The 15,464-nt window shown below is 63.5% G+C and carries 9 protein-coding genes and 1 tRNA gene; 4 read left to right on the plus strand and 6 right to left on the minus strand.

Annotation, left to right across the window (positions count from 1 at the left end):
* Window positions 1–336 precede the first annotated feature (336 nt).
* Window positions 337–5,994 carry a DUF3320 domain-containing protein gene (locus ACI2JH_RS01465; protein ID WP_404735220.1) on the minus strand — a complete coding sequence of 1,886 codons (5,658 nt, stop codon included), beginning with the start codon at window positions 5,992–5,994 and terminating at the stop codon, window positions 337–339.
* A gap of 86 nt (window positions 5,995–6,080) precedes the next feature.
* Between ACI2JH_RS01465 and ACI2JH_RS01470 the strand changes: the two genes are divergently transcribed.
* The gene (locus ACI2JH_RS01470; protein WP_182655698.1) at window positions 6,081–6,863 is read left to right on the plus strand and encodes an abortive infection family protein; all 783 of its coding nucleotides are present in this window, start codon (window positions 6,081–6,083) and stop codon (window positions 6,861–6,863) included.
* A gap of 707 nt (window positions 6,864–7,570) precedes the next feature.
* Here ACI2JH_RS01470 and ACI2JH_RS01475 read toward each other — a convergent pair.
* Both ACI2JH_RS01475 and ACI2JH_RS01480 read right to left on the minus strand, forming a co-directional pair.
* Window positions 7,571–7,660 (minus strand) — tRNA-Ser (locus ACI2JH_RS01475).
* A 150-nt stretch (window positions 7,661–7,810) separates the two neighbouring features.
* Window positions 7,811–8,803 (minus strand): LysR substrate-binding domain-containing protein, encoded by a 993-nt coding sequence (locus ACI2JH_RS01480; protein ID WP_042612553.1) that lies wholly within the window; start codon window positions 8,801–8,803, stop codon window positions 7,811–7,813.
* A gap of 123 nt (window positions 8,804–8,926) precedes the next feature.
* On the opposite strand from ACI2JH_RS01480, the gene ACI2JH_RS01485 reads away from it, so the two are divergent.
* Complete coding sequence (locus tag ACI2JH_RS01485; RefSeq protein WP_182655697.1) at window positions 8,927–9,505, plus strand: FMN-dependent NADH-azoreductase; 579 nt, start codon at window positions 8,927–8,929, stop codon at window positions 9,503–9,505.
* 354 nt (window positions 9,506–9,859) lie between these two features.
* Here the strand turns inward: ACI2JH_RS01485 and serS are convergent, their stop codons facing one another.
* Window positions 9,860–11,140 (minus strand): serine--tRNA ligase, encoded by a 1,281-nt coding sequence (gene serS, locus ACI2JH_RS01490; protein ID WP_404735221.1) that lies wholly within the window; start codon window positions 11,138–11,140, stop codon window positions 9,860–9,862.
* Between the two features lie 115 nt (window positions 11,141–11,255).
* Here serS and ACI2JH_RS01495 point away from each other — a divergent pair, with 115 nt between their 5' ends.
* Window positions 11,256–11,900 carry an energy transducer TonB gene (locus ACI2JH_RS01495; RefSeq protein ID WP_101099117.1) on the plus strand — a complete coding sequence of 215 codons (645 nt, stop codon included), beginning with the start codon at window positions 11,256–11,258 and terminating at the stop codon, window positions 11,898–11,900.
* A 143-nt stretch (window positions 11,901–12,043) separates the two neighbouring features.
* On the plus strand, window positions 12,044–12,613 hold the full coding sequence (locus tag ACI2JH_RS01500) for an energy transducer TonB (RefSeq protein WP_404735222.1): 570 nt from the start codon (window positions 12,044–12,046) through the stop codon (window positions 12,611–12,613).
* Window positions 12,614–12,843: 230 nt separating this feature from the next.
* On the opposite strand, the gene aroA is transcribed toward ACI2JH_RS01500, so the two are convergent.
* Complete coding sequence (gene aroA / locus ACI2JH_RS01505; protein WP_404735223.1) at window positions 12,844–14,157, minus strand: 3-phosphoshikimate 1-carboxyvinyltransferase; 1,314 nt, start codon at window positions 14,155–14,157, stop codon at window positions 12,844–12,846.
* Window positions 14,158–14,236: 79 nt separating this feature from the next.
* Window positions 14,237–15,433 carry a prephenate dehydratase gene (gene pheA, locus ACI2JH_RS01510; RefSeq protein WP_404735224.1) on the minus strand — a complete coding sequence of 399 codons (1,197 nt, stop codon included), beginning with the start codon at window positions 15,431–15,433 and terminating at the stop codon, window positions 14,237–14,239.
* Between the last annotated feature and the right edge of the window lie 31 nt (window positions 15,434–15,464).

Raw genomic sequence — 15,464 nt, forward strand, 5'->3', positions numbered from 1 at the left:
AGTAACATTGAGGTGCCCTCGACGGCGACAGGGCGTGGCATCGACGAGTGGCGAATAAACAACCTCAACCATGATCTATGGCCATAGCCTCAATGAGTAAGGTAATGACCGCCGCAGTTGCGCATTGGAACTCCTTTGATTGTATGGAACCGTTCTCAACTCCATGCAGCTTGTATGCATCCGAATTTCAGTGACGCCTCGGCGGCCAGCTTCTTGGCCGCTCTCTCCGCCTAGATGCTTCGAGAACTGGACCGGCCAGCCAAATCGGGCTTGCTGTGAATTTTGCGGTGATAGGAGCAAGCCCGCTTTCTCACGGCGAACCGAGGCCATGCACCATCACTCCTGAACAGGCCGCTCAACCACCAATCCATTTCGCAAATCCAAGGCACCACGCGCCAAAAGTGATTCGGTCCGACCCACCAGAGCCGCACGCAACTGCGCGCTCGTGGTTCGGAAGCCCAGCCGGCGCGACACGTGGAGCGCGACTTCGTCCAATGTCGCGCCCAGGTTCTCGCGCACCAGCTCCAAAATCGCGACATCCATCTCCATGGGTGGAAGCAACTCGGGACGCCGCAGGCTCAGGGACTGAACGCCGCTTCTGTCCCGCACTCGAATAGCGCGTCCAGGCCATAGCAGAAACTCGCCATTCTGCAGCACCAGACCGTCTTCGACGGCCCGCCTGATGCCCTCATCGACCGCGCTCTGGATGCGCCCTCCTGCCCGTTGCAAGCCCCATAGCGAACGAATGCGCACGACGACCTCTGACCGATGGATTGGGCCCTCGATGTGAACCAAGTCCCGCACAAAACCTGCCATCCGCATCGCAGGAACTGCATGCAGCTCCTGTTGCTGGCTGGGCACCGCGAAGTTGGCTTCCACGTAAGGATCGGTGTTGGGTAACTCGTCAGAGCTGACCAGACCCACCTCGACGAAATCGTCGTGGTCCACGCTCTCGATGTTTATTGGAACGGCGCGCGATCGAGAGACCGTCTCCGCCTCAAAGGGATCCGGCTCCAGTTTTGAGCGCTCGATGACGCGCACCAAGGCATCAAGCTCTGCGGCCGGCCTCAGGAACCATTCGGCACTCCACACCCTGTGGACTTGCCAGCCCTTGTCGCGTAGCGCCTGGTCACGTAGACGGTCTCTATCGCGTGCACCATTGGACTTCCGGTAGGAGTCTCCGTCGCATTCGATACCAATGACGTAGCGTCCTGGCTTCTCCGGATCGGCGATGGCGATGTCAACGAAGAACCCGGCCACGCCCACATGCATATGAAGGTCGTAGCCACGAGCGATGAGCGCTTTGGCAACCTCCTGCTCAAACGTCTTCTTGCGCTCCTCGACAGCTTCGTTTGCGATATGGAGACGCCCCGTGCGGGCATAGTGCAAGAACAGTTTGAGTGCAGCCGTGCCCTTACCCTTGCCTCGACTGAGATCGATGTCTTCATCGGTGATGGACGAAAAGACCTCACATCGCTGTTTGGCGCGACTGATGAGCACGTTGAGACGGCGTTCGCCGCCTTCGCTGCTGACCGGACCGAAGTTCATACTCACGCCGCCGCGCGCATCTCGGCCATAGCCGATAGAGATAAAGATGACATCGCGTTCGTCGCCCTGAATGTTCTCGAGACTTTTGACGAAGAAAGGCTCATGGGCATGTGCCGTGAAGAAGCCTTCGGTTTCAGGATGTTGGCGACGCAGCAGTTCCACTTCGTCGAAGATTGCGCGCCGCTGCTGGGTCGAGAAAGCGGCAGCCCCCAAGGTAAGATGCGGTGTCGCTTGTGCGTGAGCAATAACGGCCATGGCAACCGTCCTCGCTTCACGCGCGTTGGTGCTGGTCCCGCCCCGGTCATAAACGGCGTCTGGCAAGTGGTGAAACCGCAGACCCACTCCCGCCTCACTCGTGTAGGGGCTTGGCACGATCAGCAGCTTGTTCTCGTAGAACTGACTGTTGGAAACCGCGATTAGAGACTGGTGGCGGCTTCGGTAGTGCCACTGGAGCATTCGATCCGGCAACCCACGCGCCAAGCACAGGCCCAAGATACTCTCCACGTCGGCAGGCGCTGCGGAGTCATCCAACGGTGTGGACGAATCGCCCAACGCTCTTGAGAAGAACCGCGTGGGGGGCAATTGACGCTCGTCCCCCACGATGACCAGTTGCTTCGCACGGGCAATAGCACCCAAGGCATCGATTGGCTGGACCTGGCTTGCCTCGTCGATGACCAAAAGATCGAATTCCACCGCGCCGGGCGGCAAAAACTGCGCCACCGACAGCGGACTCATCATGAAGACTGGCTTGAGTGCCTGGATGGCAGGCGCCGCCGACACCATCAGTTGGCGAATAGGGAGGTGGCTTCTCTTCTTCGCCATCTCGCCGAGAATCACCGCCACAGGGCCCGCGGCCCCGCTCTTCGATGGGATTCGTTCGCGATGCGAGCGCGAAACCTGCCGCCGAGCCAGGTCAATGCGGCTTCGGTCCAGCTCGCAGAACGACTCGACAATCTCGGTCTGCTTTTTGCCGTCGAACGTCGCCAGCTCCGGGTCCCGGGCCACCATTGCCGACAGAACCGCCTCGTAATAGGCTAGATCGAACGTGCCGCGAGCCTCATCGGGAGCCAGCGAGCCGGTCGCCAGCCCATCGACGAAGTTCTTCAGTCCACGTCGTTCGGCCACATTTGCTTGAGCGATATAAGCAACCCATTGCGGGAGGCCTTCCGGATTTGCTTCCCACGCTTTGAGCTGGACTATCGCGACATTTACGGAGACCTCAGCGGTATCCGATGCGAGCTCGTCGTTGCCCGCAAATCGCAGGGCAGTGAATAGCTCAGAAAGCTTGATGCCCAGCCTTTCAGCTTCCTCAAGCTGATTTGTCGCCTGCTCGAGCTTCTGCTGGGGGTCAGCAGTCCGCGAGGCCAGCACCCTCAAGTCAGTATGGGTAGTCATCCAGAGACAGGCTTCTTGGAGCGCAGCAGCGTCCGAGGCGAGGCCAAACCACAGGTCACCGAACGAGGCTTCTCCTTGCGGGTCGATTTGAGCAAGTGCGGCAAGTGCTGCCTGAGTGCTGGTGAGAGCGTCGATGCGTTCGAGGGCCAGTGACACGGTCAACGCCTTGGCGCCATTCAGCGAATCGCACACCAAAATGGCCTGCCCGAACGGGGCCGTGTCGTCCAACAATCGAAGCAGCGGAACCCTCGGAAGCGAGGACTCTACCGCGCTCCACAGCATCTGCCCGCTAGTGAGCAGTGATTCGTGTATGGGAGACAATAGGGCCTGGACTTCGGCAAGCCCGGGGATCAAACGAGCCGCCAACTCAGCCGCTAACCCCCTGTCACCAATAGCAGCGACTTGCTCGCGAGCGCCCAGCCCGAGCGGGCGCATACCGCGCATCCAAGCTACGACGCCCCTCAAGAAAGCGGTATCAGAGCGATCACGCTCCCAGTTAGCACCGAATGCCTCCTCGCCCTGAGCATTGCCCTCCTCGACCCGACGAAGCGCTGCCTGTGCGTCAAGGAGTTTGTCCAATTCTGGAAGCAACTGATCAGCCGGCAGCTTGGGATTTCGGAGCTGCGCGCGGACCAGCCGATTCGCGGCGCGCCACTCGCCGCTTACAAAGCGGAAGAAACTGCCAGTGCGGCTTGCGATTTGCAGCCGGGCGTCCTCAAGGTCAGCGGACCAGGCAGACTCGCGGAACACCCCGCTGAGTTCACGGCGGGCCGTCTGGACTTGCTGCACCCAATCAACCAGGTTCTGGACCGAGTCAACGCCTCGCTCCCAAATACGGGCAACTAGAGCATCGCGATCGATCTGCGGCGCTGAGCTAGCGCGCTCCGCGAGCGCGCAGACATGAGCCATTACCTCAAATGTCAGCGGTCGCTGCTCCCCTACCAGTTGGGCTAGCCGGGCTAGGTCAGAAGCCATGCCCGACAGCTTCTGGTGCGCATCGCGCATCGCAGACAGTTCCTTGCCCAGGACGAAGTCTCCAGGAACATTCGACAAGTCTCGCCTAGTCTGCCCCCACTCCTGTTCAAGTGCGGATTCGCATGCAAACTCGTTACAAGTTTGGCGCAGCTCCTGCGCCCGCCGGACGTCTTCGATGAGGCTTTCGGGGCCTGCAGGCGCCTCCCACGAGGCGTCTGCGAGTGCATCGGACCCGAGGCGCGGTGCCGTCAGCAGAATCTTGGCTCGGTCGATTCCGGCTTGTGGCGCGTCGAGGCGGTCGGAGAACTGAAGATCAAGCATGCCTGTCAGCGCAACGGCGCGTTGCCTCCAGTCCTCCAGCTTATTGGCGAGGTCAGCGATCTCCCGAATCAACCGGTCCCGATCGTTCGGCAGGAGCGCCTCATTCTCCACACCGGCCCAGGCGTGCTGGTCGGGGATGCCCATGGTGAGGACACGGTCACACAGATCCTGAAGCAGCTTCTGGTTTTCTCCCACTCTGTCCCACGCCCACTCGAGCGGCGAATCGAGTCGGATGCGTGCCGTGACATGCCCCTCCCGACGCAGCCGAACAAGGTTGCCGAATACTTCGTAGGGCGTCAGTTTCGACGGCAGCAGTTCTTGATGTAGGCGCAAGGCATGGGCGTTAAGCAAATCGCGTCGCTCAGTGAGCTGACGAACGATCGGGCCGCTGTCCTCATCGGCCAGTGGGCTCAAATTCCATGTCAGTCGCAGTTCTTCGAGCAGGGCTCGCTTGTTCGCCTTGTTGCTGTGAAGCTCAAGACACGCGGCGCCAAGGCGAACTTGGTCTAAGCGCCTCTTCACAACTTCCAGCGCCGCCAGCTTCTCCGCCACGAACAACACGCGCTTCTTCTCGGCAATCGCCCCAGCAATAATGTTGGCGATGGTCTGGGACTTGCCGGTGCCCGGCGGCCCTTGGACCACGATGCTCCGCCCCTTAAGCACATCATGGACGACGAGGGACTGGGAGCTGTCGCTGTCGACGACATGGCGCATATGCTCCGGGCTAACAGTAGCGTCAATGTCCTCATCGTTCGTCGAAATAGCCGCGCCGGGGAAGCCGTCCGAAACTACGCCACGAAGTGCGGGGAGCGCTTCCAGGCCACCAGACTGCTCCCAACTCACGGGGTCCAGATCCCGATACATCATGAACTTAGCAAACGAGAATAGGCCCAGGACCGCATCGTCCGGCACAACTGCCCAGTCGGGCTTGCCCTCAATCAGGGCGGCCACCTTGGACAAGTAGTCATCGATGTCGAGGCTTTCGAACTCATCGATCTCGGGGAGCTTCATCTCAAACTGACGTTGCAAGAAGAGCTGGAGCGAGAGGTTGGCAACAATCTCGTCACCCTGCCATCGAAGGTGAAATTTCTCGCCCGCATTGCTGCGCTCCAAGGCAACTGGCACCAGCACGAGGGGAGCATATCGGTCGATCTTAGGCGTGGTCGGCGCTCGCCATTTAAGGTAGCCAATACCGAGAAAGAGCACGTTGATGCCCTGCTCTTCCTGAAGCGTGCGGGCGTCGACGTAGAGGTCTAAAAGCCGCTTCTGGAGGCCGGTCGGCGTCAAGCGCGTCATCAACTGTGCGTCCCAGTAGCTGACACGGCGTCCCTGTTCGTCCAGCTCCAGGTTGGGCTGCGCCAAAAGCTCAAGGTCGTCCGGCTCATCCTCGAGAAGCGCGAGGTCGGCTTCCGCATCAATAGCGTTGACCTGGACGAGGCTGGCTAAGTCGGACTGTTCGCTTTCCTCGCCAACGGTATCGTCTACGGCCGTCTTTGGATCAGCCCTACCAGCAACAAAGGTGAAGCGTTTTCCGTCGATGACGAGCGTCTGATACATCGCTCGTGCGAGCTCATTGACCACTTCAACCGTCTTGGCGTGGCCGGACCGGGGGACGTTAAGCAATCGATTGCGGGTCGACAGGTCGAGCAGCTCCAGGCGGGCCCGATTGACCTTGTCAATCAGCGAGCCTCGCTCCCGGAGCACAGACCCGCTCTCCGGGGCGGCGACCGTCCCTTCCTCAAACGACCTTTCCATGTCTTCCCCCTATGGCCCGAAACTGGGCGCCAGAGCTATAGTGCCCCCATCTGGGCCGGCCTTCCACCCGGCGAGCGAGGGGCTCCATGGATGGCCTGCGTCCGACTGAGATTCACTGGATCGCCAACCACTACATTGGCGTGTCAGGCGGTTACCTAGGCGATTTCACCTATCCGTCCCACCGTGAGTTTTACGCCGCTTACTGCGACCTGACGCTCGATCCCGAAGACTACGCGGGTACCACGCGCCAACGTTTCTTGGCGGTGCTGTCTTCCGCTGAGCCTCGGTCTCAAGCAGCGATCGTCCGCGGCGTTGCCCGGCGCTTCCCGGTCGGCTCGGAGGTCCAGCGAACCCCGGAGGCGCGCGCCAAGTTGCTTGCAATGGCGAAGCGATGCAGCCAAATTGCCGCCGTAGAGCCGACATCCCCGAAGCTGGCCAGCGAGCTTGTGCAGCAGGCGTTGGCCGACGCGGCATCGCTGTTGGAGGCACAGGGGCCAGTGAGCGCCTTGGATCGCGTTCACACTGCTCTTCATGGCTACCTGAAAGCGATGTGTCGGTCGGCAGGACTGGACATGGCTACGCTGCCAACGGATCCAGGAGTCACTCAGATTTTTAAGTTGATGCGTGAGAGCCATCCCGCCCTGCGCGATATGGGCGTTCAAGACGATGCGATGCGCAAAATCGTCTTCTCCATTGGAAACATCCTTGACGCGCTCAACCCACTACGTAACCGCGGAAGCCTGGCTCATGCCAACGATCAACTGCTCGAGCGCGATGAGGCGTTGCTCGCCATCAATCTAACCCGCAGCATCATTCAATACCTTGACAGTAAAACCGGGCAAGATCGCAATAAATACCACTACAGGTGACTAGCGGTCGGTGGTCTGATGTTGAGAGACTGGAACGACAGCTCGCCATAAATTGCGCGAATTGCTTTCTGATTGGCCCATTCATCTTACTGAGCTCGCGTCCCCTCTTTTCTAGCGACCTCACGCATTCGGTGCACTAGCTCCTGCTGTGCTTCCTCGGGCAGTTGTGCCATCACCAGGATGGCCTCAGCCATCGGCTCACTGACATCATGAAATACCCTACGGGTAGCTCTAACGCCTCTGCCAACTTTGCCATGCTTTCGTTATGCGCGCACGGAAAGGCGTTGCGCGGCTGTGGGAAGCGCGCGGCCTAGCGCTGATCGCCCTAGTGCGCGTTGACAAAGAAAAGGTGGCCAGGATCATGGCGCATGCAAGAGGCCGCACTGGCAAAACGAAACCGCCCGCGATCGAGGCGGCGAAGGAGCAATGATGAGCGGCAAGAAGACCGCGGCCGACCTGGCCCTGAGCTATTCCGCGTGCTGCTCAATATAGAAGCAGAAGGCCGATGGGCCGTGATCTCTTCGGACAGCCCGAGTGGGATTGTGAGGTGCATCCATGCACCTCACCCTTCCGCGCTACGCGCTCCAGGGCCAGCCATTCGGCTGTCCGGATTCGCTCCAGGCGAATCCGTCGAACCCGCGCTGCTTCGGCACCCACCTCTCTCCGCCAGATACGCAAAACGCCCCTTTCGGGGCGTCTTGTGTATCTGGCGGAGAGAGTGGGATTCGAACCCACGGAAGGTTTGACCCTTCGCCGGTTTTCAAGACCGGTGCCTTAAACCGCTCGGCCATCTCTCCGATGTGCTGCAGTCCCGGAGGCTGTCCGGGGAGGCGTATTCTCGCATGCGTCGGGGGCGTTTGCCCATGGTTGGGCGGGTGACAGTAGCTCGGGCTGTGATGGTTTACGCCGAGCATGGCTCGGCGCTACCAGAGCTTGCCGGCGTCAGGTCAGCCGGCGTCTACGGCCAGCGCGCCCAGGGCTGTCGCCTTGATCTTCTCCTTGGCGCGCTCGCAGGCGCCACCGCAATCCAGGCGCGAGGCCTCCAGCTGCGGCGGCAGGTGCTCGGCCAGGAAGTCGATGAACACGCGCACGGCCGGCAGCAGGCCGCGGCGCGAGGCGAACACGGCGTGGCAGATGCCCTGCGGCAGCGACCAGTCCGGCAGCACCACTTCCAGTTCGCCCTTGCGTACGGCATCGGCGCAGACGGTTTCCGGCAGCATGGTGATGCCGAAACCGTCCTTGACCATGCTCTGCAGCAGCGGGAAATCGAAGCCGGCCACGCGCGGCTGCAGGTCCACGCGGCGTACCGCGCCTTCCGGGCCGTGCAGTTCCCAGCGCTGGCGGGCTTCGTCTTCGCTGATGCTCAGGGTGACATGGTTGGTCAGTTCGTCCGGGTCCTTGGGGCGGCCGGCGCGGTCCAGGTATTTCGGGCTGGCCACCAGCAGTTCCTGCACCTGGCCGAAGCTGCGCATCACCAGGCTGCCATCGTCATCCAGCCGCGAACGCACGCGCAGGGCGACGTCGTAGCCTTCGTTGATGATGTCCACGCGGCGGTTGCTGATGTTCAACTGCAGCCGCACCTTGGGGTACTGCTCCAGGAACTTCGGCAGCAGTTTGGGCAGCTGCATCTGCGCCAGCGATACCGGCACGCTGGCACGCACCAGGCCGCGTGGCTCGGCACTCAGGCGGTCTACCACTTCGCGCGCGGCCTGGGCTTCGGCCAGCATGGTCTGCGCGTGTCGGTGTACGCTGGTTCCCACGTCGGTAACCGCGAAACGGCGCGTGGAGCGCTGCAGCAGGCGGACGCCCAGATCCGTCTCCAGCTGGCTGATGCGGCGGCTCAGGCGGGACTTGGGGATGCCCAGCGCGCGTTCGGCTGCGGCAAAACCGCCGTGGTCCACGACCATGGCGAAGTAGTAGAGATCGTTGAGGTCTTGCATGCTGAAGTTCCATATCTAGAACAATACGTGGCATTCAACCATCTTTATCCCAGATTGGCAACAACCTATCGTTTGCTCCGTCGGCAGCACGGCTGCCCACCCCACAAACCTCAGGTGACTGCCATGAAGCTTCTTCACATCGACGCCAGCGCGCTCGGCGACAACTCGGTCTCCCGCCAGCTGTCGGCGGCCGTGGTCGCCCGTTTCAAGGATTCGGTCGAATCCCTCGACGTGTCTTACCGTGATCTGGATGCCAATCCGATCCCCCACCTGCGCGGCAGTTCGCTGGCCGGCGCGGACGCGGCCGAGGTGGCGGACGCTGAAAACGTCATGGCGCAGTTCCTGGCGGCGGAGGTCGTGGTCATCGGTGCGCCGATGTACAACTTCAGCATTCCGTCCACGCTGAAGGCCTGGATCGACCGCGTGGCCGTGGCTGGCAAGACCTTCAAGTACACCGAAGCAGGCCCGGTGGGCCTGGCCGGTGGCAAGCGAGTGATCATCGCCAGCAGCCGCGGCGGCATCTATGTCGATTCGCCGGCGGACTTCCAGGAGCCCTACCTGCGCCAGATGTTCGCTTTCATGGGCATCACCGAGGTGGAGTTCGTGCGCGCCGAGGGCATCGCGTATTCGCCGAAGCACCGCGAAGAAGCGATTGCGGCCGCGCTGGCGAGCCTGCCGGAAGCGGAATTCGCTGAGGCCTGAGTAAAGCGTTCAAGACGGTTGCTGGCGGGCTCGTCGTCGGCCGGTAGCCGTGGGCTGGAAGATCCCCTCCCCCGTTCCAGCCCGACCCGGCGGCCCTGCTTTTGCGGGGCCGTTTTTTTTTGGTGCGCGCGATGGGCGGTAGCGCCGAGCCATGCTCGGCGAGCGAAGCGGCAGGAGCGCAAGCGTGACGACTGACAGTCGTCACCCACCAAGGCGGGAGCTGACGGCCAGCGGCCGTCACTACCGAAGCGGGAGCTGACAGCCAGCGGCCGTCACTACCAATGCGGGAGCTGACCGCCAGCGGCCGTCACTACCAGGGCGGGAGCTGACGGCCGGCGGCGGTCACTACCGCTCTCAGCCGATGGTTTCCATGCCGCCCATGTACGGGCGCAGGACGTCCGGGACGGTGATGCTGCCGTCTTCGTTCTGGTAGTTCTCCATCACCGCGATCATCGCGCGACCCACCGCTACGCCGGAGCCGTTGAGGGTGTGCAGCAGCTCGGGCTTGCCGGTGGCGGGGTTGCGCCAGCGGGCCTGCATGCGGCGGGCCTGGAAGTCACCGGTGTTGGAGCACGAGCTGATCTCGCGGTAGGTCTCCTGCGAGGGCAGCCACACTTCCAGGTCGTAGGTCTTCACTGCGGAGAACCCCATGTCGCCGGTGCACAGCAGCACCTTGCGGTACGGCAGGCCCAGCTTTTCCAGCACCACTTCGGCGCAGCGGGTCATGCGCTGGTGTTCGGCATCGCTGTCTTCGGGGCGGCAGGCGGTGACCAGCTCCACTTTTTCGAACTGGTGCTGGCGGATCATGCCGCGCACGTCGCGGCCGCCGCTGCCGGCTTCGGAACGGAAGCACAGCGAGTGGGCGGTCATGCGCAGCGGCAGGCGCTCGGCGTCGACGATTTCATCGCGCACGATGTTGGTCAGCGAGATTTCCGAGGTCGAAATCAGGTAACGCTTCTGCTCACCCAGGTGGGTGATGAACATGTCCTCTTCGAACTTCGGCAGCTGGCCGGTGCCATACAGGCTGTCGGCGTTGACGATCACCGGCACGTTGGTTTCCTGGTACTCGTGCTCGCCGCTGTGCAGGTCGAGCATGAACTGGGCCAGGGCGCGGTGCAGGCGCGCGATCGGGCCGCGCAGCACGGTGAAGCGCGAACCGGACAGCTTGGCCGCGGTTTCGCCGTCCAGCCACTTGTTGCGGGCGCCCAGCTCTACGTGGTCCAGCACCTTGAAATCGAACTGGCGCGGCGTGCCCCAGCGCGACTGTTCCACGTTTTCACTTTCGTCAGCGCCGGCCGGCACGTCGTCGGCCGGCAGGTTCGGGATCATCATCGCGACCGCGTCGATCTTCTCGCGCAGTTCGTCCAAGGTGACTTCCGATGCCTTCAGTTCGTCGGCGAACGCAGCCACTTCGGCCATGATCGTAGCCACGTCCTCGCCCTTGGCCTTGGCCTGGCCGATGGCCTTGGAGCGGCTGTTGCGCAGGCTCTGCAGTTCCTGGGTGCGCACCTGGATGCGCTTGCGGTCTGCTTCCAGCGACTCCAGCGCGGACACGTCCAGCTCGAAACCGCGACTGGTGCGCAGGCGTTCGGCAAGGTCGGCGGGCTGGTTGCGGAGCAGGGCTGGATCGAGCATGGCGGCGGTCGGTGGTTGTGGTTCAGGAACCGGATTATCGCCTGTTATGCGGATTTCTGCCGGACGGTTCATCGCGGCTGTGCCAGAATCGCCCGGTCCCGTACTGGTTTGCGTCATGCCTGCTACCCGCACCTCATCCGGCAAGTCCATCACCCTGCAGATTCCCCGCAACGCCTTGAAGATCGCCGGCATCGCGTTCGCGGTGGGGCTGCTGCTCTTCGTGGTGGTGTGGTTGAGCAGCCGCGACAAGGGCTTCTTCCAGGCCGAACCGGCCGCCAAGACGCCGCAGGAAGTGGCTGAGGTCGAGCCGCTGCCCGAGCCACTGGCCGCCGCAGCCGGCTCCAGCGACATGCCTGACGCGCGCCCTGCCCCGGCGCCGGAAGAAACCCCGACCTTGGTGGAAACCACGCCGGCACCCGCGCCGATGGCCGAAGGCATGCCGGCCCCGGGTACCGCACCGACCACCGCCGGTCCGGTGGCCAACGACCGCCCGATGCCGATCGCCGGTCAGTCGCCGCCGCCGAGCTACCCGCCTGCCGCACTGCGCCGTGGCGAGTCCGGTTCGGTGGTGCTGCGCGTGGAAGTGGATGCCACCGGCCGCCCGTATGGGGTGGCGCTGGTGCAGCGCAGCGGGTCGCGAGACTTGGACCGTGCGGCCACCGAGGCCGTGCGCCGCTGGAAGTTCACCCCGGCGATGAGCAATGGCCAGGCCGTGCCGGGCACCATCGAGGTGCCGTTCGATTTCACCCCTGGTCGTTGATCACGCACGCGCTGCATCGCTGAACGGTCCCCGCACCCGAACCTGAACTCCGTGCACTGCATTGACGTGACGCTTACACCCGCGCCTGCGTTAGCGGCAAGACTCTGGGCGTCGTCGGAAACGACAAGTGTAGGAGATCAAACATGAGTGCGACCCATGCTCCGGAAATGCCGGCCTCGCCGCGTCACCAGACCGATGCCGACCTTGCCCACGAACGCCGCCGCCCGTCCCCGTCATTGTGGATGGCGCTGATCGTGGCGATGTTCGCCGCCGCGCTGGTGTGGCTGCGTACGTCCAACAATGAAGTCGCCCCGGCGCCGATTGGCGAGCGGATGCTGCCGGCCACCGGCACACCAGTGGCCAATGCGCCGGCCACCACGCCGCGCGCTGCACCGGCCCCGACCCAGCAGCGTGCAGCCCCGGCCGTGCGTAACCGCGAGGCGCGTCCGCTGACCAGCAATGCCAAGCCGTCGTATCCGCCGAGCGCGCTGCGCAATGGCGTGCAGGGCAGCGTGGTGGCCAGCCTGAAGGTGGCCCCGAGTGGCAGCGTGACGGAGGCGAGCATCGTTTCGCGTACCGGTCAGCGCGACCGCGAGCTGGATCGTGCGGTGCTGACGACCGTGCGTGATTGGAAGTTCGAGCCGGCGATGCAGAATGGCCGTGCGATTGCCAGCGTGGTCAACGTACCGGTGGATTTCCGTACCGGGCGTTGAGTGCTGTGAAGATGTGAGATGAAAATGCCGGCCCCCTCTGTGCCGGCATTTTTGTGTGCGTAAGGAGAACGGGCACCTGGTAGCGCCGAGCCATGCTCGGCGAGCGCAGCGGTAGCAGAGCAACAGCGTGACGACCAACGGTCGTCACCCACCAGGGCGGAAGCGTGACGACCAACGGTCGTCACCCACCAGGGCAGAAGCAGGACGGCCAGCGGCCGTCACTACCTGGTCTATGCGGCGGTCAGGCCGAAACCTGCGCCACCGGCGAGGCTGTCAAAGCCGGGGAACGAGGTCGCTACGTTCGCCACGTCGTTGATCCGCACTTCGCCATCGGTCAGCTGGCCGGCAATGGCAAAGGCCATCGCGATGCGGTGGTCGCCGTGGCTTTCAATCGTGCCGCTGCCCAGTACCGCGCCGCCGTGGATGGTGGCGCCGTCTTCGGTTTCGTCCACCTGCACGCCCAGCGTGCGCAGCCCGGTAGCCATCGCGGCCAGGCGATCGGATTCCTTTACCCGCAGTTCGGCCGCACCGGTCACTACGGTCTGGCCTTCGGCCGCAGCGGCCGCCACGAACAACGCCGGGAACTCATCGATCATGTCCGGCACCAGCGCTTCGGGAATCCGTGCGCCCTTCAACGGGGCATGACGCACCAGCAGGTCGGCCACCGGCTCACCGCCCTGCTCGGCCGGATTCTCTTCGGTGATGTCCGCGCCCATCAGGCGCAGTGCGTGCAGCAGGCCGGTGCGTCGCGGGTTCAGGCCGACCTGCTGCAGGCGCAGTTCGGAACCAGGAATGATGCTGGCCGCCACCAGGAAGAACGCGGCCGAGGAGAAGTCCGCCGGCACCACGATATCGGTGGCACGCAGGCGCTGGCCGCCGCGCAGGCGGGCCTTGCCGGGCGAGTATTCGATTTCCACGCCGAAGGCAGCGAGCATGCGTTCGGTGTAGTCACGGGTGGGATGTGGTTCGACCACGGAGGTCTCGCCATCGGCGTACAACCCGGCCAGCAGCACCGCGGATTTGACCTGCGCGCTGGCCACCGGCGAGGCGAACGCGATGCCCTTCAGTGGCTGGCCACCGTGCACGTGCAGCGGCGGGGTGCCGTCGGCCTGGGTATCGATGCGTGCGCCCATCTGGGCCAACGGGCCAGTGACCCGGCGCATCGGGCGGCGTGACAGCGATTCATCGCCCATCAGCACGCTGTCGAACGCCTGCCCGGCCAGCACACCGGCAATCAGGCGCATGCCGGTACCGGCGTTGCCGCAGTCCAGTTCGCCCTGCGGGGCCTGCAGGCCATCGATGCCCACGCCGTGCACCACGCGCCGCGACAGCGACGGGGTTTCCATGCGCGCGCCCATCTGGCTGAAGATGCGCGCGGTGGCACGGGTGTCTTCGCCTTCCAGGAAGCCATCGATGGTGGAGGTGCCATCGGCCAGCGCGGCGAACATCACCGCACGATGGGAAACCGATTTGTCGCCCGGGATGACCAGGCTGCCCTGCAGGGGCCGGCCCTTGCGGGCGATCCAGTGTTGCGCGTTGCTCATCGTCTGTTGCTTCCGTCAGCGCCGCAGTGCGGCGAGGGATCTGGGCGCGGGGACGCGTTGGCACCCCCGCGGAACTCACTCAGGGCACGGCTACCGGATAGGAGCCGAGCACCTTGATCTGTGCCGCATGCCCTTCCAGTTCGGCCAAGGCGGCCTGCATCGGCGCGTCGTCGATGTGGCCGGACAGATCGATGAAGAAGCCGTATTCCCACTTGCCGTGGTGCGAGGGCCGCGATTCGATGCGGTTCATGCTGATGCCGTGGCGGGCGAACGGGCTGAGCACATCGAACAGCGCGCCGGGCTTGTCATGGATCAGCACCAGCACCGAAGTGCGGTCGTGTCCGGAACTGGGGAACAGGCTGCGGCCGATCACCAGGAAGCGCGTGGTGTTGTCGGCATCGTTCTGGATCGGCTTGGTGACCACCTTTTTCAGGTTGTACACGTGGCCGGCGTTCTCACCGCCGATCGCCGCCGCGTCGTCGGCATTGCGGGCACGCCGCGCGCCTTCGGCATTGCTGGACACCGGGATCTTTTCGGCATTGGGCAGGTTGGCGCGCAGCCAGGCGGAGGTCTGCATGAACGACTGCGGATGCGCGTAGATGCGCTCGATGTCTTCCAGGTGGCCGCTGCGCGACATGATGTACTGCTGCACGCGCAGTTCGGCTTCGCCGCAGATCTTCAGGTTGGAGGTCAGGAACATGTCCAGGGTGATCTGGATGGTGCCTTGCCCCGAGTTCTCCACCGGCACCACGCCGAAATCGGCGTTGCCCGCTTCAACTTCCTGGAACACTTCTTCGATGCTGGCCATCGGCAGGCCCAGTGCCGAACGACCGAAGTGCTTGAGCACGGCCTGCTGGCTGAAGGTGCCTTCCGGGCCGAGGTAACCGATCTTCAGCGGCTCCTGCTGGGCCAGGCAGGCGGACATGATTTCGCGGTAGACATGTACCAGCAGTTCATCGCTGAGCGGGCCTTCGTTACGGTCCACCACCATGCGCAGCACCTGCGCTTCGCGTTCGGGACGGTAGTAGTCCACGGCCGCAGCCAGCTTGCCCTTGGCCTTGCCGACCTGGTGGGCGAAGCGCGCGCGCTCGGCGATCAGCGACTGGATGTCACGGTCGATCTGGTCGATCTTGCCGCGCACATCGGCCAATACCGGCGGTGCGCTGGTGGCGGTTTCCAGCTTGGCCGGCTTGCTGGCCTTGGCCTTCGGCTTGGCGGTCTTCGGCGTTGCAGGCAGGGCCTTGGGGCTGGCCGGCTTGGCAGGTTTGCGTGCCATCGGTGTTCCTTGGTGCAGGGCGCGCGGTCAA

This window comes from Stenotrophomonas sp. NPDC078853, assembly GCF_044901215.1.
Lineage (GTDB): Bacteria > Pseudomonadota > Gammaproteobacteria > Xanthomonadales > Xanthomonadaceae > Stenotrophomonas > Stenotrophomonas lacuserhaii.